This is a genomic window from Ruegeria sp. BH8 (assembly GCF_056538065.1).
Genome location: NZ_JBQFSP010000001.1, coordinates 119,398 through 139,149 on the forward strand (window position 1 = coordinate 119,398; position 19,752 = coordinate 139,149).

23 protein-coding genes and 3 tRNA genes are annotated in these 19,752 nt (G+C 59.1%); 13 read left to right on the forward strand and 13 right to left on the reverse strand.

From position 1 onward, the window contains the following. The first annotated feature begins 296 nt into the window (after window positions 1-296). From ACR0AD_RS00600 to ACR0AD_RS00620, 5 genes are all read left to right on the forward strand, one after another. Window positions 297-1,247 (forward strand): ABC transporter substrate-binding protein, encoded by a 951-nt coding sequence (locus tag ACR0AD_RS00600; RefSeq protein WP_209504562.1) that lies wholly within the window; start codon window positions 297-299, stop codon window positions 1,245-1,247. A 10-nt stretch (window positions 1,248-1,257) separates the two neighbouring features. Then, on the forward strand, window positions 1,258-2,307 hold the full coding sequence (locus ACR0AD_RS00605) for a quaternary amine ABC transporter ATP-binding protein (protein WP_480486339.1): 1,050 nt from the start codon (window positions 1,258-1,260) through the stop codon (window positions 2,305-2,307). Continuing rightward, a complete protein-coding gene (locus ACR0AD_RS00610; protein ID WP_480486337.1) occupies window positions 2,304-4,370 on the forward strand; it encodes an ABC transporter permease in 2,067 nt (688 codons plus the stop codon). The genes ACR0AD_RS00605 and ACR0AD_RS00610 overlap by 4 nt, the downstream gene beginning before the upstream one ends. A gap of 105 nt (window positions 4,371-4,475) precedes the next feature. Continuing rightward, window positions 4,476-5,141, forward strand: coding sequence for an NnrU family protein (locus tag ACR0AD_RS00615; RefSeq protein ID WP_480486335.1), 666 nt, complete (start codon window positions 4,476-4,478; stop codon window positions 5,139-5,141). 70 nt (window positions 5,142-5,211) lie between these two features. Further along, a complete protein-coding gene (locus ACR0AD_RS00620; protein ID WP_480486333.1) occupies window positions 5,212-5,733 on the forward strand; it encodes a DUF2478 domain-containing protein in 522 nt (173 codons plus the stop codon). A gap of 80 nt (window positions 5,734-5,813) precedes the next feature. Here ACR0AD_RS00620 and ACR0AD_RS00625 read toward each other — a convergent pair whose 3' ends face one another. After that, entirely contained in the window at window positions 5,814-6,488 is a 675-nt protein-coding gene (locus tag ACR0AD_RS00625; protein WP_480486331.1) for a hypothetical protein, read from the reverse strand. A 151-nt stretch (window positions 6,489-6,639) separates the two neighbouring features. Further along, window positions 6,640-6,723: transfer RNA gene (locus ACR0AD_RS00630), tRNA-Tyr, on the reverse strand. A gap of 116 nt (window positions 6,724-6,839) precedes the next feature. On the opposite strand from ACR0AD_RS00630, the gene rlmB reads away from it, so the two are divergent. The 4 genes from rlmB (at window position 6,840) to ACR0AD_RS00650 (ending at window position 9,131) form a co-directional block, all read left to right on the forward strand. After that, on the forward strand, window positions 6,840-7,610 hold the full coding sequence (gene rlmB / locus ACR0AD_RS00635) for a 23S rRNA (guanosine(2251)-2'-O)-methyltransferase RlmB (RefSeq protein WP_480486329.1): 771 nt from the start codon (window positions 6,840-6,842) through the stop codon (window positions 7,608-7,610). 15 nt (window positions 7,611-7,625) lie between these two features. Continuing rightward, window positions 7,626-7,907, forward strand: coding sequence for a hypothetical protein (locus ACR0AD_RS00640; protein ID WP_267363344.1), 282 nt, complete (start codon window positions 7,626-7,628; stop codon window positions 7,905-7,907). Between the two features lie 98 nt (window positions 7,908-8,005). Further along, window positions 8,006-8,464 (forward strand): YHS domain-containing (seleno)protein, encoded by a 459-nt coding sequence (locus ACR0AD_RS00645; RefSeq protein ID WP_480486327.1) that lies wholly within the window; start codon window positions 8,006-8,008, stop codon window positions 8,462-8,464. 196 nt (window positions 8,465-8,660) lie between these two features. Then, window positions 8,661-9,131, forward strand: a complete 471-nt coding sequence (locus ACR0AD_RS00650; protein ID WP_480486326.1) for a CoA-binding protein — start codon at window positions 8,661-8,663, stop codon at window positions 9,129-9,131. Here ACR0AD_RS00650 and ACR0AD_RS00655 read toward each other — a convergent pair. The 3 genes from ACR0AD_RS00655 to hisF all read right to left on the reverse strand — a co-directional run bounded on the left by ACR0AD_RS00655 (window position 9,128) and on the right by hisF (window position 10,845). Then, complete coding sequence (locus ACR0AD_RS00655; protein ID WP_480481908.1) at window positions 9,128-9,700, reverse strand: hypothetical protein; 573 nt, start codon at window positions 9,698-9,700, stop codon at window positions 9,128-9,130. The genes ACR0AD_RS00650 and ACR0AD_RS00655 overlap by 4 nt on opposite strands. Before the next feature lie 69 nt (window positions 9,701-9,769). Then, the gene (locus tag ACR0AD_RS00660; protein ID WP_480481906.1) at window positions 9,770-10,087 is read right to left on the reverse strand and encodes a phosphoribosyl-ATP diphosphatase; all 318 of its coding nucleotides are present in this window, start codon (window positions 10,085-10,087) and stop codon (window positions 9,770-9,772) included. After that, a complete protein-coding gene (hisF, locus tag ACR0AD_RS00665; RefSeq protein ID WP_480486324.1) occupies window positions 10,084-10,845 on the reverse strand; it encodes an imidazole glycerol phosphate synthase subunit HisF in 762 nt (253 codons plus the stop codon). Before hisF ends, ACR0AD_RS00660 begins: the two co-directional genes overlap by 4 nt. Window positions 10,846-10,962: 117 nt before the next feature. On the opposite strand from hisF, the gene ACR0AD_RS00670 reads away from it, so the two are divergent. Further along, window positions 10,963-11,409: a DUF302 domain-containing protein gene (locus tag ACR0AD_RS00670; RefSeq protein ID WP_480486322.1), complete on the forward strand. Its 447-nt coding sequence runs from the start codon at window positions 10,963-10,965 to the stop codon at window positions 11,407-11,409. Window positions 11,410-11,413: 4 nt separating this feature from the next. On the opposite strand, the gene hisA is transcribed toward ACR0AD_RS00670, so the two are convergent. After that, window positions 11,414-12,133 carry a 1-(5-phosphoribosyl)-5-[(5-phosphoribosylamino)methylideneamino]imidazole-4-carboxamide isomerase gene (hisA, locus tag ACR0AD_RS00675; protein WP_480486320.1) on the reverse strand — a complete coding sequence of 240 codons (720 nt, stop codon included), beginning with the start codon at window positions 12,131-12,133 and terminating at the stop codon, window positions 11,414-11,416. Between the two features lie 134 nt (window positions 12,134-12,267). Here hisA and ACR0AD_RS00680 point away from each other — a divergent pair, with 134 nt between their 5' ends. Further along, entirely contained in the window at window positions 12,268-12,669 is a 402-nt protein-coding gene (locus tag ACR0AD_RS00680; protein WP_480486318.1) for a DUF2147 domain-containing protein, read from the forward strand. A gap of 3 nt (window positions 12,670-12,672) precedes the next feature. Here ACR0AD_RS00680 and hisH read toward each other — a convergent pair whose 3' ends face one another. Beyond that, window positions 12,673-13,311 carry an imidazole glycerol phosphate synthase subunit HisH gene (gene hisH / locus ACR0AD_RS00685; RefSeq protein WP_480486316.1) on the reverse strand — a complete coding sequence of 213 codons (639 nt, stop codon included), beginning with the start codon at window positions 13,309-13,311 and terminating at the stop codon, window positions 12,673-12,675. Further along, on the reverse strand, window positions 13,312-13,899 hold the full coding sequence (gene hisB, locus ACR0AD_RS00690; RefSeq protein WP_480486314.1) for an imidazoleglycerol-phosphate dehydratase HisB: 588 nt from the start codon (window positions 13,897-13,899) through the stop codon (window positions 13,312-13,314). A 154-nt stretch (window positions 13,900-14,053) separates the two neighbouring features. On the opposite strand from hisB, the gene ACR0AD_RS00695 reads away from it, so the two are divergent. Continuing rightward, window positions 14,054-14,293 (forward strand): Lrp/AsnC family transcriptional regulator, encoded by a 240-nt coding sequence (locus ACR0AD_RS00695; RefSeq protein WP_209504547.1) that lies wholly within the window; start codon window positions 14,054-14,056, stop codon window positions 14,291-14,293. Here the strand turns inward: ACR0AD_RS00695 and ACR0AD_RS00700 are convergent. From ACR0AD_RS00700 to ACR0AD_RS00710, 3 genes are all read right to left on the reverse strand, one after another. Further along, window positions 14,290-15,156, reverse strand: a complete 867-nt coding sequence (locus ACR0AD_RS00700; RefSeq protein WP_480486312.1) for a GNAT family N-acetyltransferase — start codon at window positions 15,154-15,156, stop codon at window positions 14,290-14,292. The two genes, ACR0AD_RS00695 and ACR0AD_RS00700, sit on opposite strands and share 4 nt — an antisense overlap. A gap of 85 nt (window positions 15,157-15,241) precedes the next feature. Then, window positions 15,242-15,316: transfer RNA gene (locus tag ACR0AD_RS00705), tRNA-Gly, on the reverse strand. A 33-nt stretch (window positions 15,317-15,349) separates the two neighbouring features. Further along, window positions 15,350-15,424: transfer RNA gene (locus ACR0AD_RS00710), tRNA-Gly, on the reverse strand. Window positions 15,425-15,574: 150 nt separating this feature from the next. Here ACR0AD_RS00710 and ACR0AD_RS00715 point away from each other — a divergent pair. Next, window positions 15,575-15,727: a hypothetical protein gene (locus ACR0AD_RS00715; RefSeq protein WP_267363306.1), complete on the forward strand. Its 153-nt coding sequence runs from the start codon at window positions 15,575-15,577 to the stop codon at window positions 15,725-15,727. Between the two features lie 15 nt (window positions 15,728-15,742). Here the strand turns inward: ACR0AD_RS00715 and ACR0AD_RS00720 are convergent, their stop codons facing one another. Beyond that, window positions 15,743-16,126 carry an MAPEG family protein gene (locus tag ACR0AD_RS00720; protein WP_480481893.1) on the reverse strand — a complete coding sequence of 128 codons (384 nt, stop codon included), beginning with the start codon at window positions 16,124-16,126 and terminating at the stop codon, window positions 15,743-15,745. A gap of 77 nt (window positions 16,127-16,203) precedes the next feature. Beyond that, on the reverse strand, window positions 16,204-19,641 hold the full coding sequence (locus ACR0AD_RS00725) for a pyruvate carboxylase (RefSeq protein ID WP_480486311.1): 3,438 nt from the start codon (window positions 19,639-19,641) through the stop codon (window positions 16,204-16,206). Window positions 19,642-19,752: the final 111 nt, after the last annotated feature.

Here is a 19,752-nt window from a genome sequence, read left to right on the forward strand (position 1 = left end):
CGGATTTTCGAAAGAAGTTCTCGACAAAAGGTGGCAAAATGTTTTCTGATTGACTCGTCAGTCAATGTCCCGTCTTAGCGAAATGAAACAAGGGCTAGCCGGGTTGGATGCGTAAAGGGAGCCGGGAGGGGGGAACAATCTGGCAGAAAGATCTTTTCCACAATTTGGAAACGGATCACTGTTCTTTTCCAGCCAAATTTGTGCATGCTGCGGCATGGCATTGTCATCAGACAGAAAGACCGGCGGGAAAATCCTTGCCGGGATGGGCAAAACAAATATGACAGGGAGTTAAGTCCATGAAAAAACTAAGTGTAAGCCTAATGGCTCTGAGCGTTGCAGGCGCAGCGCAGGCGGCGGATATGGGTGCCGTGGATGAACCGATCAAATTGGCGATCAACGAATGGACCGGCCAGCATGTCACCACGCATGTGGCGGGTGAGATGCTCAAGGCTGCCGGGTACAACGTCGAATATGTGACCGCGGGCATGATGAACCAGTTCCAGGCGCTGGCCGATGGCGACATCGACGCGACACTGGAAATCTGGTCTTCCAACGTTTCCGATGAATACGCCAAGAAAATCGGTGAAGGCACTGTGGTTGAAATCGGTGATCTGGGTCTGGATGCCAAGGAAGGCATCGCGTACCCGGCGCATGTGGCCGATCTGTGCCCGGGCCTGCCCGCATGGGAAGCGCTGAAAGATTGCGCTCAGGTCTTTGCGACGGCGGAAACTCTGCCCGGTGGTCGTCTTGTCGATTACCCGGCCGACTGGGGAACTCCGGGCGCGGATCGCATGACCGGTTTGGAATTGCCGTTCAAAGCCGTACCAGCAGGGTCCGAAGGGGCGCTGATCGCGGAATTGCGCGCTTCGACCGAACGCAAATCGCCACTGCTGATCACCTTCTGGCAGCCGCATTGGGCGATGTCGGCCTATGACGTTCAGTTCGTCGAACTGCCCGCCGGTGAAGAGGCGTGCTTCAGTGATCCGGCCTGGGGCCCGAACCCGAATGCTGTCAATGACTGCGACTTCTCGCCCTCGCGCATCTTCAAGGCCGGCTGGAGCGGTATGGAGGAGAAATGGCCAGCAGCCTTTGAAATCCTGACCAACTATCAGCTGGCGGTTGAAGACCAGCAGCCGATGATGGGCGCGATCGACGTTGACGGTGGAAAGGTCGAAGAAGTTGTCGCCGCATGGATGGCCGAAAACGAAGGCAAGTGGCGTCCGGTTGTTGACGCGGCAACCCAGTGAGCCCGCGTAAGTGACGGACACGACCATGCCAGCCATCGCCTGCCGGAGTCTCTGGCAGGTGTTTGGCCCCGGCGCTGACAAAGCCCTGACCGACGCGCTGTCTCGGTCAGGGAATGACGCAGACACGGCTGCCGCCGCCCTTCGGGAACAGGGGCTGATTCCCGCAGTTCAGGATGCCAATTTCGAAGTTCAGGAGGGCGAGCTTTTCGTCATCATGGGCCTGTCGGGCTCGGGCAAATCCACGCTGATCCGCTGCATCTCGCAGCTGCTGCCCGGCACGGGCGGCGAGATTCGGGTGGACGGCGAAAATGTCATCGGAGCCTCGAAGAAGGCGCTGACAGAGTTGCGCCGCAAAAAACTGGGCATGGTGTTCCAGCATTTCGGCCTGTTCCCGCATATGACCGTTTCCGAAAACGTGGCCTATCCGCTGCGCGTGCAGGGTGTGGGCAAGAAGGAACGGCTGGCGCGCGCACAGGAGGTGATCTCACTGGTCGGTCTGGAAGGGCGCGAAGACAGCTTTCCGCGCCAGCTTTCAGGTGGCCAGCGGCAGCGGGTGGGTATCGCCCGCAGTCTTGCCGTAAACCCTGACATCTGGTTTCTGGATGAACCGTTCTCGGCCCTCGACCCATTGATCCGCCGCCAGTTGCAGGATGAATTCCTGCGCATTCAGGCGACACTGAAGAAATCCATCGTCTTTATCACTCATGACATTCAAGAGGCGCTGAAGCTGGCCGACCGCATCGCCATCATGCGCGACGGCAAGATTGTTCAGATCGGAACGCCCACAGATATCGTGTTGCGTCCGGTGGATGATTACGTGCGCGAATTCTCGAAAGATGTCGCCAAAGGTCAGCACGCCAAGGTCGCCTCGGTGATGCGGAGCGAGGCAGAATGTGGCCCGGATGATCCCGGCCTCACCACCTCGATGACGCTGGACGCAGCCCTTGCGCATTGCATGGAGCTGTATGAACCCGTGCCCGTACGGGATGAGGCAGGTAATGTCGTCGGCACGGTGCATCCGTCCGATCTGGCCGCAGCTCTTCAGGTAGACGAGACATGACCGCCATAACCGACCTTCCGGCACGGCGTGGTGCGCAGTTGACGGCAGGTGCGAAGGCCGCCCTAATAACGGTTGTCGTCGGTGCAGTTTGCCTTGCGCTCGAGGGTGTCGCCCCGTGGCTGGTCAAGTGGCCCGTCGCGTGGGAATTGCCTGCAACCCAATGGGTTGGCGCGTTTCTGGACTGGTTTCTGAACCTGATCAAACCGGCAATGCGGCTGTTTTCGGACCTGATGACCCACCCAATGAACTGGGCGAATTTCGTGCTGGGCAAAACGCCATGGCCCATCCTGATCGGGATCGTGACCGCACTGGGCTGGTATCTGGGCGGCTTGTCCATGGCCGCACTTGGCTTTCTGGGCCTCAGCTTTGTTTTGGCCTCGGGCTATTGGGCCGAAAGCATGAATACGCTGGCGCTTGTTGCCGTCTCTGTCCCTGTGGCGTTGGTCATTGGGGGCGGCATCGGCATCCTCGCCAACGAAGTGCCAAAGGTGAAAACCTTTGTACAGGCCGTGCTGGACATCATGCAGACGGTGCCGACCTTTGCCTATCTGACACCGCTGCTGCTGCTGTTTGGATTTGGTCCTGTTGTTGGTCTGATTGCTTCGGCCATCTATGCCGCACCGCCCATGGCGCGCAATGTGATGCTGGGATTGGAACGGGTGGAGCCCGAGATCAAAGAGGCGGCCATCATGTCCGGCGGCACTCGGTTCCAGCAACTGTTCCAGGTCGAAATCCCTGCCGCCACCACTCAGATCATGGTCGGTGTGAACCAATGCCTGATGGCTGCTCTGTCGATGGTTATCATCGCCGCCGTCATCGGCGGGTTCAACGATATCGGCTGGGAGGTTCTGCTGACCATGCGCAAGGCGCAGTTCGGCGAATCGCTGATGGCGGGTCTGGTTATCGTGGTCTTTGCGGTGGTGATCGACCGGATGAGCGGTACTTTGGCGACCGAGCGTAAACGCTATGACAGCCGCGTTGTCTGGGCGATGCTGGGCTTTGCTGTTGTCTTCACTGCGGCCTTCCGGGCGTGGTTGCCAAACCCTGCGGAATTGACCCTGCTGGACCCGATGGCCGAGATCGTGGACAGCGGCCTGACCGCGTTCACGCAGGCCAACGGCCAGTGGCTGGACGCCCTCAAGAACAACTCATTGTTCTATGTACTGCTACCGCTTCGGATCGGGCTGGATCAGGCGGTGCTGCCCTTCACATGGGGTTTCCAGTGGACGTCGAGCATGAGCTATGGCCTGTTCGCGGCCGGTGCCGGGATTGCACTTTTGATGGCGTGGCGCGGACGGCTGACTGGTGGGCTGGTCGTTCTGATTCTGATTGGAATGCTGGAAACCGGTATCGCGAACCTGCCGTGGCCCTTTGTCCTGACTGGCGCTGCCGCGCTGGGCTGGGTTGCCGGGGGCTGGCGTCTGGCCGCGCTCTGCGTGGGGCTGCTCTGCACCATCCTCGTCTCGGGCCTGTGGGAAAGGGCGCTGCTGTCGCTTTATCTCAGCGGTGCAGCGGTGTTTACCTGCGCTTTGGCGGGTGGGCTGATCGGCCTTGCCAGCGCGGTATGGCAGCCTGTGTGGAACGTGGTTCGCCCGATCTGTGACATGTTGCAGACGATCCCCCTTTTCGTGTTCCTGATCCCGGTGCTGATGGTGTTCCAGATTGGCGAGTTCTCGGCCTTTCTGGCCATCTGTGCCTATGCGATTGTCCCGATGATCCGCTACACGCGGCACGGGCTGGTCAATACACCGGATGAGATGATGGAGGCCGCAATTTCAAGCGGCGCGACTGAGTGGCAGATCATGCGCGATGTGAGGGCGCCTTATGCGGCCCCGACCATCCTGCTTGGGCTGAACCAGACCATCCTTTATGCCTTTGCCATGCTGGTCATCGCGGCACTGATCGGGACCACCGGTCTGGGCCAGTCGATATATCTGGCGCTGGGTCAGGCGGATGTAGGATTGGGCATATCTGCCGGTGCCGCGATGGCGATTCTGGCACTGATCGCCGACCGCATCGTGCAGGGCTTTGCCGAAGAACGCCGCGCGGCGCTTGGGCTGTAATACAGGGCAGGGGCGGTGTATTCGCCCCTGTGACCCAACTTGATTTCGGGCAAGGAAGTCGCTGCCCTCTCACTCTAGACCGACCCCAACACGTTGGAGAATATCATGACCGGTTGGGGCCTATTTCTTGCAGCACTCATCGCTTTCCTACTCAGCCATGCAATTCCTATTCGGCCCACCGTGCGGGGCTGGCTGATCGGCGCGCTCGGGCGCCGGGGGTATTTCGCTGCCTATTCACTTCTGTCTTTGGTCGTGCTGGCCTGGCTGATTGTCGCCGCGGCAAACGCCCCCTATGTCGAGGTCATTCCACCGTTCGCAGTCTTGCGCTGGGTGCCGATACTGATCATGCCAGTGGTGTGCTGGCTGGCTGTGGCCGGGCTTGCGATCCAGAATCCGTTTTCTTTCGGAGGGATGGGCAAAAGGCCCTTTGACCCCGAACACCCCGGTATTCTGCGCACCACCCGCCACCCGATCCTTGCCGCGCTGCTGTTGTGGTCTTTGGCGCATCTTCTGGCCAATGGAAGCCTGTCACATGTGATCCTGTTCGGCCTGTTTGCCGGATTTTCCGTTATGGGCATGGCCCTGATCGACAGGCGTAAATCGCGTGAGATTGGCTTTGAATGGGTCCGGTTGTCGCGAAATACGGCGCGGTTCTCACTGCGTTTACCGCGTCCATGGCCACGCCCTTGGATCTGGCTAACCGCACTGGCCGCTTATGCGGTTCTTCTTCACCTGCACGCACCTGTGATTGGTCTGCCGCCGCTTCCTTGACTGGGGGAGTAGTCGGGCAGCGCCTTGCGTGCTATTTGAAACGTCACAATCGATTTACAAGAGGTCCAAGATGCATCTGGCCTATGTCACCACCACCGACCGCGGCGCGACGGATCGCCTGCTCAGCGCTGTTGCTGAACGTCTGCTGGCGTCTGGCGCGAAACTGGCCGGTGTCGTGCAAACGAACACGGAATGCGCCGACAGCAGCAAATGCGACATGGATGTCCGCGTGTTGCCGGATGGTGAAACCATCCGAATCTCGCAATCACTGGGCACGCAGTCGCGCGGCTGCCGCTTGGACCCCGCAGCACTGGAACAGGCGGTTGGGTATGTGACCGCCTCGCTTGCGAACGCACCGGACCTGCTGATTATCAACAAATTCGGCAAACATGAATCCGATGGGCGCGGTTTTCGCCCCGTAATCGGCGAAGCACTGGCGCTGGATATTCCGGTGCTGGTCGGCGTGAACGGGCTGAACGAGGAGAAATTCCAGACCTTCGCGGATGGGTCTGCTCAAGCCCTCCCTGCGGATCTGGATGCAATCGAGGCGTGGTTCAACAAGGTCTCGGAACTGTGTCCGGCGGCGGAATAGAACCTTCCAAACGATTGGTTAAGAGATAAAAAAAGGCGCTGACCACCAATCAGCGCCGCTATTATTAGTGTTGGGTGCAATTAGGTTGTCTTAAGCCTGCGGTACCCGAACAGGCCCAGAACGGCCCCGATCAAAAGCAGTCCGCTTGCCGGCAGGGGGACCGGCGCGACGACTAGATTGTCTACGTGAAACTCGCCGCAATATTGCTGACACCAAGCCGTGTCTGGCGTGGTCACGAACTGGTGTTTAAGTGATGTCGGAACGTTGTAGGTCACCAGTAGCGAGTCAATTGCCGTAAAGGCGCCGGAAAAACTCAGCGTTGTCCATGCCATTGGCCCGAAGGTCTGATTGGCCACAACCGTGCCATTCAATAAGCCGGAAAAGGTTAGCGTTGGGAAGATTGTGGCCCCACCAGTCAGCCATTGATAGTATTCAGGCGTTCCGTGAACCGGTGCTGGTCCAGCCCCAGTTGTGTAAGCTCGCGACCAGCCTTGCAAATCAACAGTCTGTACGGTGAATTTGCCGCCATTGACAGGCTTAATAGTGGTTGAGAGTACCCCGCTATCATCGTGGAAATTAATGAAATTACCGAAGTTGTAAACGGATGCGTAATCAAACGTAAATCCTTGGCTGGTTGCTTGGTGTGTTGTCGGCCCAGATACCGGATCGTTCGGGAAGTCGATATCAAATGTAATAGTCAGCGCATTCGCTGCGCCCGCGACACAAACGGCAAGCGCCACCAAAAACAGTCTCATAACAAATCCCTCGCAAATACGTGAACAGACTAGCAGGCGATGCCCGGTTACGCAACTTTTACGAGTCTTTGCAGCCGTTATTGTGCGAATACGTGCAAATGAGAAAGCGCGGGCAATGCGTTCTGGCCATCTTTGAATTCTAAGGGAAAGATGGTGGGCGACCCTGGAATCGAACCAGGCGTGCGTCTCCGCGAGGGAGTTACAGTCCCCTGCCACACCTTGCGGCCTGTCGCCCACTGTCAGGCGTTGCACCTGACGTGGAGGCGTGATTACTAGCGCACCAAAGGAGCGTCAACAGGAAAATTTCCCTTTGGCGCAGGAAACCGAATTCCCGGCCCGGAGGCCCGTAAAATGAAGAAACCCAAATGGGTCGTCGAAAAGGAACAGGCGCGCAAAGCTGCTGCTGCGGAAACCGTCTGGCTGTTTGGGCTGCACGCGGTTCGCGATGCGCTGATGAACCCAAAACGGCAAAAATTACGCCTGATGGTGACGCGGAATGCATGTGACAAACTGGCGGAAGCTATTGAATTTGCGGGGATCGAGGCCGAGATGGTCGACCCGCGCAAGTTCTCTGCCCCCATCGATGCCGGATCAGTACATCAGGGCGCAGCGCTGGAGGTCAAGCCGTTGGAATGGGGTAGTCTGGCCGATAACTGCATCGGTCGCGAAAACCCTCGCGTCATTCTGCTGGACCGGGTCACCGACCCGCACAATGTCGGGGCGATTCTGCGCTCGGCCGAAGTTCTGGGGGCCAGTGCTGTGATCGGCACACGCCACCATTCCGCGCCCGAGACCGGGGCACTGGCAAAAACCGCCAGCGGTGCGCTTGAGCGGCAGCCTTATCTGCGGGTGCGCAACCTTGCAGACGCGATTGTCGAGCTTCAGGGCATGGGCTTTCTGGTCCTTGGGCTGGACGGAGAAGCCGACATGACAATCGAAGGTGCGCTAAGCGATGGCCGTGACCGCCCTGTCGCGCTTGTGCTGGGCGCGGAGGGTCCGGGCTTGCGGCAGAAGACAAAGGAAACCGTGGATCAGTTGGTTAAAATTGACGCAGCCGGGGGATTTGGTTCGCTGAACGTCTCAAATGCTGCGGCAATCGCCTTATATGCATCGCGACCCTGAGCAAAGGAGAGCGTCATTCCCGGTCCTGCCAAAATCGCGACCTGCTGCTATTGCGGCACCCGGGCTGCCTTGATCCTGAAAGGCAAGGAACGGCACGAGCTGAGCTGCTCCAGCTGCGGAGCGCCGCTGCACAACCTGAAGATGCTGCCCGCGCGGAAAGTACACAAACCCGAACCGCTGCGCGTAGCTGTGTCTCATGCTGCCCCTCGGAAAGCAAAGCGCAAAAAGAGGAAGAAGACCATGCTTGCGCGCGTGTTCGACGAAGCATGGGACGTGATCGAAGACATCTTTGACTAAGTTTCAACTGGCGAACACTCGTTCACATCCGCGTCAACAGGGGTTCCGAAAAACGCGAAAAGTTGCATCTTGATGGTCTTGAATGTGCAGATTCCCATATGACGATGCTGAACCGACGTACTCTTCTTTGCTCGCTGAGCACTGTGTTGCTTGCCCCTGCCGTATTAGCGCAGGACAACCCCGTGTATTACGCCACTGACGGTGTGGCGTTGGCGGGGTATGATCCCGTGTCCTATTTTGACAGCGACGCGCCTTCAAAAGGGGCACCCGAAAACGCGGTCATGTGGAAGGGCGCCCGGTGGCATTTCAAATCGCAGGCAAATCGCGAGCTCTTTGAAGGCAACCCGCGCGCCTTTGCGCCGCAGTTCGGTGGCTATTGCTCGTACGGGATGGCGATGGGCGTGCTGAAAAGCACGGATCCCAAGGCGTGGCAGGTGGTCGACGGGCGCCTTTACCTGACGCATTCGCCCGAGGTCGAGGACATCTGGCAGCAGGATCGGGCAGGTTACATTGCGATGGCAGAGGAAAACTGGCCCGCAATTCTCTACGGAAAATAGACAACCTTCAGAAAATTGTGAAAAGTCATCACAAAAATACGCCGGCCCTCTTTTTTTTAACCAAGTCATGCTTAAATGTCACAGTGACCGCGGAACGGAACTGCCGCGGGTCATTTCACTGTCCCTCGTTCCAACAACTGGCGCCCAAGCATTCTTGGGCGCTTTTTTCTTTTTGGAACCCTGTTAAGGATAGGGCATGCCAGACTATTCCGATCAGTTCCTCAGGGCTATTTTGCAACGCACCAAGACGGTGGCCGTTGTCGGCGTTTCCATGAACCCGGTGCGACCCAGCTATTACGTGGCGCGCTATTTGTCGCTGAAAGGGTTCAAGGTGATTCCCGTCAATCCGGGCCACGCGGGCAAAGACCTGTTTGGTGAGACGGTTCGCGGCAGCCTGTCAGAGATCTCCGAGCCTGTGGACATGGTGGACATTTTCCGGCGGTCCGAGGCCGTGCCACCCATTGTAGATGAGGCGCTGGAAGCTTTCCCGTCGCTCGGTACGATCTGGATGCAGATTGGCGTGGAACACCCTGAAGCGGCGGCAAAGGCCCAGGCCCGTGGCGTGGATGTGGTGATGAACCGTTGCCCAAAGATCGAATATCAGCGCCTGTTTGGCGAATTGCGCATGGGCGGATTTTCGACGGGGATCATCTCGTCCAAGCTTTAGGGTTTGGCGGGGACGTAAGGTTTCAGACGGGCGACCTGTTCCTTCCGCCGCTTTTCCAGCACCACGTCGCGCGGAACCCAGTCATACCGGGTATCCTCGACCAGCGGAGACCAGAACAACACGCCGCCATAACGCCACGGGTCCAATACGACACCGTCATACAGCGTCGCACCTTTACCGCTGATGATTGCGGTGCTGTGGTCGATCCGCGTCGGGTTGTCCGCGTTTGCAATGGCACGGTGCAGCTCCAGTGTCCGGAAGTTTTCCTGTTTCAGCCGCCGCTCGATATCCTCGGCCCAATGCCAGCACAGCCCACGCGGGCGCAGCCCCTTGTTGACCTTCATGTTATGGATCAGGGGCGGGTCTGTGATCTGGTATTCCTCGACCAGCTGAGCGGTATAGGCGTAAGCAATTCCCGCTGCGCGTCGGGCCTCCTCAGGGTCGATATCCGGGCCAAGGCCCTGAATCTCCGTGGCGAGCCGCTGCACCTCATCCCCGGTCGAGCGCGGCGGCGCGGCGCAGCCAGCGACGATGGCAAGGGTTGCCACAAGCATCAAAATTCGGATCATAACGCGCCTTCGCCCTGACAGTCTGGCATCCGAGTATAACGGCCCAGGAGCCAGTGCGGAACCCGGACGTTACCCTTTGGGGCGGGCAGCTTTTTCGGCGATACCGCTGGTGCCCTGACGGCGGTCCAGCTCGGCCAGAACATCATCCAGCGCCACGTCCCGCGCGGCCAGCATGACCAGAAGGTGATACAACACGTCCGCCGCTTCCGAGGTCAGCTTAACCTGATCCCCTTTTACGGCTTCGATGATGGCCTCTATGGCCTCTTCACCGAATTTCTCGGCGCATTTCTCAGGGCCTTTCGCAAGCAGCTTGGCCGTCCAGCTGCTTTCGGGATCAGCCCCCTTGCGTGCCTCGATCGTGGCGGCCAGATCGTGCAAGATGCTCATGTTAGCCTCATGGGGATGCCAGCTGCGGCCATATGTTCCTTGGCCTCGCGGATGGTGTATTCGCCGAAATGGAAAATCGATGCCGCCAACACGGCGCTTGCACCGCCCTTGGTGACGCCCTCGACCAGATGGTCCAAAGTACCAACACCGCCCGAGGCGATCACGGGCACATCCACCGCGTCGGAAATGGCGCGGGTCAGCGGCAGGTTGAACCCGGATTTGGTGCCGTCGCGGTCCATCGAGGTCAGCAGGATTTCACCGGCCCCCTTGGAGACCACGGTTCTTGCAAAGGCAACCGCGTCAATGCCGGTGGGTTTGCGCCCACCATGGGTAAAGATCTCCCACTTGCCGGGGCTGACGGTCTTGGCGTCGATGGCGCAGACAATGCACTGACTGCCGAACTGATCTGCCGCTTCGGCAATCACATCCGGATTGGCAACCGCGGCCGAGTTGAAGCTGACCTTGTCCGCCCCCGCCAGCAGCAAGGCGCGCACATCGTCTTTTGTTCGCACCCCACCGCCCACGGTCAACGGCACGAAACACTGTTCCGCCGTACGCTGCACCACATCGAACATGGTTCCGCGATTCTCGTGGGTCGCGTGAATGTCGAGAAAGCAGATCTCGTCCGCACCGGCTGCATCATAGGCCTTGGCCGATTCCACCGGGTTGCCCGCATCGCGCAGTCCCACGAAATTCACACCTTTGACCACTCGGCCATCGGCAACATCAAGGCAGGGAATGATCCGGGTTTTCAGCATAGGGTATCCTTTACGGGCGCACCTCTAGCGGCAAAGCCCTGCCGATGCCAGACTTGTGATTGTGAGAGGTCTCAATTCTGTGAAAACTGGGGTGAATTTCACAGAAGGAATATCGATATGCGTAGACTGATACTGGCTTGTGTTTTTTCAATCGGAGGCGCGCTGACCGCAATGGCAGATGATCTGATCAAGGTTCAAACCGACAAATCCGTGGCCGAGGCGCTGGACGCGCTGGAAGCCGCCGTCGGAAATGCAGGTGCAACCGTGTTTGCCCGCATCGACCACGCGGCCGGGGCGGAAAAGATCGGCACGCCCATTCCGGCCAATCAGGTGTTGATTTTCGGCAACCCTGCGCTGGGTACGCCAGCCATGCAGATCGACCCGCGCGCCGGGCTGTTTCTGCCTCTCAAGGTGCAGGCGTACGAAGATGCCAATGGTCAGGTCTGGCTGATCTATGAAGACCCGAAAGAGACATTGGACGACCTGAACGATGTCGACAAATCACCGGTCATCGAAAAGATGCGCGGTGCACTGGCCAAGCTGACCGCCGCAGCCGCGCAATAACCGATCACGACAGGGCGCGGATGGCCTCGGCCAGGTCAATTGCGCCATCATAAAGCGCCCGGCCTGAAATCGCGCCGTTCAGCGCAACGCCGCAATCGCGAAGGGCGATCAGGTCGTCCAGCGAACTGACACCGCCCGAGGCGATCACAGGGATGGAAACGGCCTGTGCCAGGGCTGCGGTCGCTTCGATGTTCGGGCCCTGCATGGCACCGTCTCGGTTGATGTCAGTGTAGATGATTGCGGCCACGCCCGCGTCTTCGAAACTACGGGCCAGATCGGTGACCTGAACATTGGTCTCTTCGGCCCAGCCCTTGGTGGCCACCATGCCATTGCGTGCGTCGATGCCGACAGCGACCTTGCCGGGAAAAGCTTTGGCTGCTTCGCGCACCAGACCGGGGTTTTCGACAGCGACAGTGCCCAAGATGACCCGCGCAAGCCCCTTTTCGATCCATGTTTCGATCGTGGCCATGTCGCGGATGCCACCACCCAGTTGCGCAGGCACCTTGCACGCTTTCAGAATTGCCTCAACCGGTGCTGCGTTGACCGGCTCGCCTGCGAATGCGCCGTTCAGGTCGACCAGATGCAACCATTCGCACCCCGCCTCGACAAAGGCACGGGCCTGAGCGGCCGGGTCTTCGTTGAACACGGTGGCCTTGTCCATTTCACCACGCAGCAGGCGTACGGCCTGGCCGTCTTTAAGGTCGATGGCGGGGTAGAGGATCATGTCAGGCGGCCCTATATCACTGTTACACGCGCGGGATATCGCACAAGCAGGGCAGGGGATGCAACGCGACGCTGGGTCATTCTTGCCCGCCGCCCATTAGCGGGTCAGACTGCCCACAAAACAGGGAGAAAATCATGAAGACTATTACTCTTTCAGCGGGCCTGATGCTGCTTGCTACAGCTGCATTTGCGGACGATCCGGTTGACGGCCTGTGGAAAACCGCGCCGGGCGACACGGGTGGCTATCTGCATGTGACGATTTCCGAATGCGGCAGTGCGATCTGCGGCACCATCGACAGCGCGTTCGACGCGGATGGCAACCAGCAGCTGGAATATGAGAACCTTGGCAAAAAGATCATCTGGGACATGGTCCCCGAAGGGGGCGGCAGCTATGACAGCGGTAAGATCTGGGCCCCCGACCGGGACAAAACCTACAACTCGAAAATGTCTCTGGACGGCCAGAATGCGCTGACCGTCAAGGGCTGTGTGGCGGGCGGCCTGATCTGCCGCGGTCAAACCTGGACGCGGGTTCAGTAAGCCTCAGGGATTCCAGGTCAGGAAGTTGCCCAGCATGCGCAGGCCAACATCCTGGCTTTTCTCGGGGTGAAACTGCATCCCAACCATCGTGTCGCGGCCAATCACGGCCGTGACGTCCTGCCCGTATTCCACATAAGCCAATCGCTGTGCCGGGTTGTTTACACGAAAGTGGTAGGAATGGACGAAATAGGTGTGATCGCCTGATTTCACCCCGGCAAAGATCGGGTGATCGCTTTCCAGAACCAGATCGTTCCAGCCCATATGCGGCACTTTCAAAGCGGCATCTGACGGTTCGATTCGAACGACGTCGCCTGCCACCCAGCCCAGACCATCGGTCTCGGTGTATTCATGGCCTTTGGTTGCCATCAGTTGCATGCCAACGCAGATGCCCAGAAACGGACGGCCCTTCTGTTCGACCGCCTCGACCATCGCGTCATAAATACCCTTATGGCCGCGCAGCTCGGCAGCACAGGCCGGGAAGGCACCATCACCGGGCAGAACCAGTCGGTCCGCGCGCGCAACGACATCCGCGTCCGAGGTGACAACAACGTCACCAGCGCCGACCTCTTGCGCCATGCGTTGAAACGCCTTTTCCGCTGAATGCAGATTGCCGCTTTCGTAATCAATTATGGCTGTCAGCATCTACAGCGCGCCCTTGGTCGACGGAATCGCATCCGCTTTGCGCGGATCGGTCTCTACCGCATCCCGCAACGCGCGCGCAACGGCCTTGAACGCGGCCTCGGCGATGTGATGGCTGTTGAACCCGTGCAACTGGTCAATATGCAGGGTGATGCCGCCATGGGTGCTGAGCGCCTGAAAAAACTCGCGCACCAGTTCGGTGTCGAACGCTCCGATCTTTTGCGTCGGCAGATCGACATTCCAGATCAGGAACGGGCGGCCCGACAGGTCCAGCGCACAGCGTACCTGCGCGTCATCCATCGGAAGATGGCATTCGCCATAGCGCCGGATACCCTTCTTGTCGCCCAATGCCTGTGCCAAAGCCTGACCCAGCGCGATGCCGGTATCCTCGACCGTGTGGTGATCGTCGATGTGATAGTCGCCCTTGGCGCGGATTGTCATATCGATCAACGAGTGGCGCGCCAGCTGGTCCAGCATATGGTCAAAGAACCCGACGCCGGTCTGATTGTCATATGTACCGGTGCCATCCAGATTGACCGAGACCGAAATTTCGGTTTCGGCAGTCTTGCGGCTGATCGAAGCGGTGCGCATGGGCGAAATCCTTTTGCTACAGGCGCGCTTATAGACGGGGTGGGGTGGGTTGATCCAGACCATGCGTTGCAATCGCTGCAAACTGTTGCAAGGGATTGCACCCGGCCCGGCACCATGTCAGCTTGCAGACAACATGAACCAACAGGGCCAAGCCATGTCCACCTGCGTATTCATCCAGATCCGCTGCAAACCCGGCACCACCTACAAGGTCGCCGAGGAAATCGCCCTGCGCGAAATACACTCAGAGCTTTATTCTACCAGCGGTGAGTTTGATCTGATGCTCAAGCTCTACATCCCCGAAACCGAGGATGTGGGCCATTTCATCAACGAGCACCTGCTGGTGATTCCCGATATCGAACGCTCGCTGACGACGATGACGTTCAAGGCGTTTTAACCCAGTTCAAAGGTGGTCACGCCATAGATGCGGGACAGGTCGATATCCGGCTGATCGCCGGAATACATCCGGGCGGTTTCGAACACTTTCGTAAGACCCAGCGCATCCGCCAAAGCAAAAGCAGCCGCGTTGGGCTGTGGCATGTCGATGAAAACCGCTTGGTCGCTGGCTGTTGCTGATACGGCAGTCAAAAGACTGGCAAGCAGGCCCCGTGCGACACCGGCGTCATCTGCGAAAAGCGGCCCGATCTTGTACCCTGTCTTACACGGTCTCAAGGTGGCATATCCCCTGATCTGCTCCTCCACTGTACACACCCGTGAGATATGATTCGGCGCACTCAGCCAACCTGTTAGAAACGCGTCGCGCTGCGCAGGGAAGAGTTGCCGGTCATAGGCGAACAGCTCCGGCGATGGCTGACTGAGCGGGCTGATTGATGCGTCATCGCTCTGCCCTAGAGTGTCGAGAATGCCTCTGACAGTGCCGGTGAAGCGGTAATTGTTATAGGCAAAGGTGAAACCAGACTTGCGGTAATTGTGTTGCTGATCAACGACCCCGTCGAGCCCGATATTGCGCCCGGTTCGTTGCGCCAAAGCCTGATGCCAGATTTTCAGCCCGTAACCCGACCCCCGAAATTCCGGACGTACAATATAAAATCCCAGAAACGAAAACGCATCACCATAGTCCACCACAGACACTGATGCGATCATCTCATCGTCCAGAAACCCGCCCAGAAACCCGTTGGGGTCGGTGCCGTAGAAACAGGCGGCGTCGTGGTGGCCGGGGTTCCAGCCCTCTTGGCCTGCCCAGTCGACAGCGGTCTGCATTTCATCCGCAGTCAGGGGGCGAATGACATAGTCGGACATAAGCATTTCCCGTGCGTGATTGAAACCATAGCCACAATGGCGCAATGCCAACGAAAGAACCATATGTTTGGGAAAACTTGGTATCTGGAGCGGGCGAGGCGATTCGAACGCCCGACCCTAACCTTGGCAAGGTTATGCTCTACCCCTGAGCTACGCCCGCATCAGATACATATATGGTCCGAAGACCTCTCAATGGAGCGGGCGAGGCGATTCGAACGCCCGACCCTAACCTTGGCAAGGTTATGCTCTACCCCTGAGCTACGCCCGCGCCGTTGAGTGAGGAGGGATGTATAAATTCCCACGCGGGGCTGCAAGCGGAAAAACACAAAAAGCGGGAAAAATCTTTTCGACGGAATCCGGCCCGTGACCCGTTCAACCCGTAACTCAAATCAACAAAACACAGGCAGGAGGTGCCGTCATGATATCCGTTGCAGACCTGAAGATCGTGATGCTTGCCGCGATGATTCTGATCGGCGCTACCATCCTGAAACCGGACCGGCACGAACATGACCGGTTCATACCGGTTCTGCTGGGTGCACCGCAGATCGAAACAACCGTTCTGGCAGGGTAACACCCGCCAGACGGCCTAAAGCGCCAGAATCAGGTTTGCCAAGGCCGCGCCCAGAATGGCGAGGAAGGTCAGGCTCATGCCGGCCTGCCGCAGGATGACGATCTGTGGCGTCCGTCCAAATCCGTACGCATGCAAAAGACGCCCCGCCAGCAACATCAGCCCCAGCAGATGGACCAAAACCCCGGCCGCGCCCTGCAACTCGACCATAGCAATCAGCAGCAGGGAAATCGGGGCGTATTCGGCGCAGTTCGAGTGTGTCCGTATCGCCTTGATCATCAGCTTGCTGCCACCATCCCCGACCGAGATTCTGTCGCTGCGTCGTTGCAGGATCACTTTGACGCTGAGTGCGACGTAGAGAATTGCGACCAGGGCCGCATAGATCGGGGTGATTGCAAGCATAATGGGTCTCCGCTCAATCATAGAAAAGGCCGTGCGGTCTCCCACACGGCCTGATGAACATTAGGTTGTTTTCCGTCTTATTCCAGTTCGATCAGAAGGTCCTTTGCGTCAATCTGGCCGCCGGGCTGGATATGCACGGCTTTGACGGTCGCATCACGCTCGGCATGGATGCCGGTTTCCATCTTCATCGCCTCGATGGTCAGCAGCATGTCACCTTCCTTGACCTGCTGGCCTGCGGTCACGGCAACCGTGGCCACAACACCCGGCATCGGCGCCCCGACATGATCGGGGTTGCCGACCTCGGCCTTGGGGCGCGCCTGAGTGGTTGATGTGACCATCCGGTTCGGCACCCGGATCACACGCGGCTGGCCGTTGAGTTCGAAGAACACTTTGACCTCGCCCTTTTCATCCGTTTCGCCAATGGCCTGACACCGGATTTCCAGCGTCTTGCCGGGGTCGATTTCGGCCGTGATCTCTTCGCCGGGCTCCATGCCGTAGAAGAAGGTGCGCGTGGGAAGAGTGCGGACCGGGCCATAAATCCGGTGACGGCCCATGTAATCCAGAAACACCTTGGGATACATCAGGTACCCGTTCAGATCCTCGTCATCGACCTCTTTGCCTTCCAACTGCTTGGACAGCTCGGCGCGGGTGGCCTCAAGATCGACGGCAGGCACGTCCTTGCCGGGGCGCTGGGTATTGGGGGCCTCGTCTTTCAGCACCTTCTTGATGATGGTGTTCGGGAAGCCGCCCGGAGGCTGACCCAGATTGCCGCGCATCATGTCGACGACCGAGTCGGGGAAGGCCACATCTGTCGCCGGATCCTCGACCTGCTCGCGGGTCAGGCCCTGACTGACCATCATCAGCGCCATGTCGCCAACAACCTTCGACGAGGGCGTTACCTTTACGATATCACCGAACATCTGGTTCACATCGGCGTACATCTGCGCGACCTCGTGCCAGCGCTCTTCCAGACCCAGACTGCGCGCCTGCGCCTTGAGGTTGGTGAACTGACCACCTGGCATCTCGTGCAGATACACCTCGGACGCCGGGGCCTGAAGGCTTGATTCGAAGGCCGCATACTGTCCGCGCACGGCCTCGAAGTAATCGCTGATCTCGCGGATCGCCTTGATGTCCAGCCCGGTGTCACGGTCGGTGTGGCGCAGCGCCTCGACCACGGTGCCCAGCGTTGCTTGGGACGTATTGCCGCTGAAGCTGTCCATCGCGCAATCCACCGCGTCCACGCCCGCCTCAGAGGCGGCAAGGATGGTCGCGCTGGCGATACCGGCCGTGTCATGGGTGTGGAAGTGGATCGGCAACCCAACCTCTTCCTTCAGCGCCCGGATCAGAATCTTGGCCGAGGCAGGTTTCAGCAGGCCCGCCATATCCTTCAGACCCAGAACATGCGCACCTGCGTCGCGCAACTCTTTGGCCATTCCGACATAGTATTTCAGGTTATATTTGGCGCGGTCAGGGTCCAGAATATCGCCAGTGTAACAAACGGTACCCTCGCAGATCTTGCCGCTGTCGATTACAGCATCCATCGCAACGCGCATGTTCTCGACCCAGTTCAGCGAGTCGAAGACGCGGAAGACGTCGATGTTCTTCGATGCCTGGCGCACGAACTCCTGCACCACGTTGTCGGGATAATTGGTGTACCCAACCCCGTTTGCGCCCCGCAGCAGCATCTGTGTCATCAGGTTCGGCATTGCCTCGCGCAGGTCGCGCAGACGTTGCCATGGGCATTCCTGCAGGAACCGGTAGGCCACGTCGAACGTCGCACCGCCCCAGCACTCGACCGAGAACAGCTGCGGCAGGTTAGCGGCATAGGTTGGCGCCACCTTGATCATGTCGATCGACCGCATCCGGGTCGCCAACAGCGACTGGTGCCCGTCGCGCATGGTGGTGTCGGTGATCAGCAGCTGCCGCTGCGCTTTCATCCAGTCCGCCACGGCCTGCGGGCCTTTCTGCTCCAGCAGGTTGCGCGTGCCCATCCGCGGCTCGGCCTTCTGCGCGGGGGGCTTGGCGACTTTCAGGTCGGCGCGCGGCTCGGGGCGGTCCTTGGTTTCGGGATGACCATTCACCGTGATATCGGCGATATAGGTCAGAACCTTGGTGCCCCGGTCGCGGCGGCGCTTAAAGGCAAACAGATCCGGCGTCGTGTCGATGAATTTGGTGGTGTATTCATTCGACAGGAAGGTCGGGTGCTTCAGCAGGTTGATAACGAAATCGATATTGGTGCTGACGCCGCGAATACGGAACTCGCGCAGGGCGCGGTCCATCCGGCTGATCGCCTTCTCGGGCGTCGGCGCCCAGGCGGTGACCTTTGTCAGCAGCGAGTCGTAATACCGCGTAATGACACCGCCCGCATAGGCCGTGCCGCCATCCAGACGAATGCCCATGCCCGTGGCCGAGCGATAAGCGGTGATCCGGCCATAATCGGGGATGAAGTTGTTCTGCGGGTCTTCTGTGGTGATCCGTGTTTGCAGCGCGTGACCGTTCAGATGCACCTCGGCCTGGCTGGCGGCGCCGGTGGCTTCGGCCAACGTTTTGCCCTCGGCGATCAGGATCTGCGCCTGAACGATGTCGATGCCGGTGACCTCTTCGGTGACCGTGTGTTCGACCTGTACGCGGGGGTTTACCTCGATGAAGTAGAACTTGCCCGTCTCCATATCCATCAGGAACTCGACAGTGCCCGCGCATTCGTAATTCACATGGGCGCAGATCTTGCGGCCCAGTTCGCAAATCTCGGCGCGCTGTTCTTCGCTCAGGTAAGGGGCAGGGGCGCGTTCGACGACCTTCTGGTTCCGGCGCTGGACCGAACAGTCGCGTTCATAAAGGTGATAAATCTCACCATGCTTGTCGCCCAGAATCTGCACCTCGACATGGCGGGCACGGGTGATCATCTTTTCCAGATAGCCTTCGCCATTGCCAAAAGCGGCCTCAGCCTCGCGGCGGCCTTCCAGAACCTTTTCTTCCAGTTCATCCTCCGATTGGATCGGGCGCATCCCGCGCCCGCCGCCACCCCAGGACGCCTTGAGCATCAGCGGGTATCCGATCTCGGCGGCCTCCCTGCGGATCGCGTCCATGTCATCACCCAGGACCTCGGTGGCTGGAATGACAGGCACACCGGCCGCGATGGCCACGCGCCGCGCGCTGGCCTTGTCACCCAATGCGCGCATGGTCTCGGCCCGGGGGCCGATGAAGGTGATGCCGTTCTTGACACAGGCATCCACGAAATCGGGGTTTTCAGACAGCAGGCCATAGCCCGGATGGATCGCGTCCGCGCCGCAATGCTTGGCCACGCGGATGATCTCGTCAATCGACAGATACGCCGCGACCGGACCCATGCCCTCGCCAATCTGATAGGCCTCATCCGCCTTGAACCGGTGCAGGCCCAGTTTGTCTTCTTCAGCGTAAACAGCGACGGTGCGTTTGCCCATCTCGTTTGCTGCGCGCATGACGCGGATGGCAATCTCGCCGCGATTGGCGATCAGGATCTTGTTGAAGTCTGTCATATCAGGTCCCGGTCTTTGGTGTTTGGGCGTCTTATTGGGCGGAGAATACGCACAGGTACATCCGTTCTTCTGGGTAGAACCGGCATGTTATCGCTCGCAAACGCCCTTTGG

Excerpts from the sequence above, each read along its gene's own strand:
- ACR0AD_RS00600 (WP_209504562.1), top strand. The coding sequence starts at position 297 with ATGAAAAAACTAAGTGTAAGCCTAATGGCTCTGAGCGTTGCAGGCGCA.
- ACR0AD_RS00610 (WP_480486337.1), top strand. The coding sequence starts at position 2,304 with ATGACCGCCATAACCGACCTTCCGGCACGGCGTGGTGCGCAGTTGACG.
- ACR0AD_RS00615 (WP_480486335.1), top strand. The coding sequence starts at position 4,476 with ATGACCGGTTGGGGCCTATTTCTTGCAGCACTCATCGCTTTCCTACTC.
- ACR0AD_RS00620 (WP_480486333.1), top strand. The coding sequence starts at position 5,212 with ATGCATCTGGCCTATGTCACCACCACCGACCGCGGCGCGACGGATCGC.
- ACR0AD_RS00625 (WP_480486331.1), bottom strand. The coding sequence starts at position 6,488 with ATGAGACTGTTTTTGGTGGCGCTTGCCGTTTGTGTCGCGGGCGCAGCG.
- rlmB (WP_480486329.1), top strand. The coding sequence starts at position 6,840 with ATGAAGAAACCCAAATGGGTCGTCGAAAAGGAACAGGCGCGCAAAGCT.
- ACR0AD_RS00645 (WP_480486327.1), top strand. The coding sequence starts at position 8,006 with ATGACGATGCTGAACCGACGTACTCTTCTTTGCTCGCTGAGCACTGTG.
- ACR0AD_RS00650 (WP_480486326.1), top strand. The coding sequence starts at position 8,661 with ATGCCAGACTATTCCGATCAGTTCCTCAGGGCTATTTTGCAACGCACC.
- ACR0AD_RS00655 (WP_480481908.1), bottom strand. The coding sequence starts at position 9,700 with ATGATCCGAATTTTGATGCTTGTGGCAACCCTTGCCATCGTCGCTGGC.
- ACR0AD_RS00660 (WP_480481906.1), bottom strand. The coding sequence starts at position 10,087 with ATGAGCATCTTGCACGATCTGGCCGCCACGATCGAGGCACGCAAGGGG.
- hisF (WP_480486324.1), bottom strand. The coding sequence starts at position 10,845 with ATGCTGAAAACCCGGATCATTCCCTGCCTTGATGTTGCCGATGGCCGA.
- ACR0AD_RS00670 (WP_480486322.1), top strand. The coding sequence starts at position 10,963 with ATGCGTAGACTGATACTGGCTTGTGTTTTTTCAATCGGAGGCGCGCTG.
- hisA (WP_480486320.1), bottom strand. The coding sequence starts at position 12,133 with ATGATCCTCTACCCCGCCATCGACCTTAAAGACGGCCAGGCCGTACGC.
- ACR0AD_RS00680 (WP_480486318.1), top strand. The coding sequence starts at position 12,268 with ATGAAGACTATTACTCTTTCAGCGGGCCTGATGCTGCTTGCTACAGCT.
- hisH (WP_480486316.1), bottom strand. The coding sequence starts at position 13,311 with ATGCTGACAGCCATAATTGATTACGAAAGCGGCAATCTGCATTCAGCG.
- hisB (WP_480486314.1), bottom strand. The coding sequence starts at position 13,899 with ATGCGCACCGCTTCGATCAGCCGCAAGACTGCCGAAACCGAAATTTCG.
- ACR0AD_RS00695 (WP_209504547.1), top strand. The coding sequence starts at position 14,054 with ATGTCCACCTGCGTATTCATCCAGATCCGCTGCAAACCCGGCACCACC.
- ACR0AD_RS00700 (WP_480486312.1), bottom strand. The coding sequence starts at position 15,156 with ATGTCCGACTATGTCATTCGCCCCCTGACTGCGGATGAAATGCAGACC.
- ACR0AD_RS00715 (WP_267363306.1), top strand. The coding sequence starts at position 15,575 with ATGATATCCGTTGCAGACCTGAAGATCGTGATGCTTGCCGCGATGATT.
- ACR0AD_RS00720 (WP_480481893.1), bottom strand. The coding sequence starts at position 16,126 with ATGCTTGCAATCACCCCGATCTATGCGGCCCTGGTCGCAATTCTCTAC.
- ACR0AD_RS00725 (WP_480486311.1), bottom strand. The coding sequence starts at position 19,641 with ATGACAGACTTCAACAAGATCCTGATCGCCAATCGCGGCGAGATTGCC.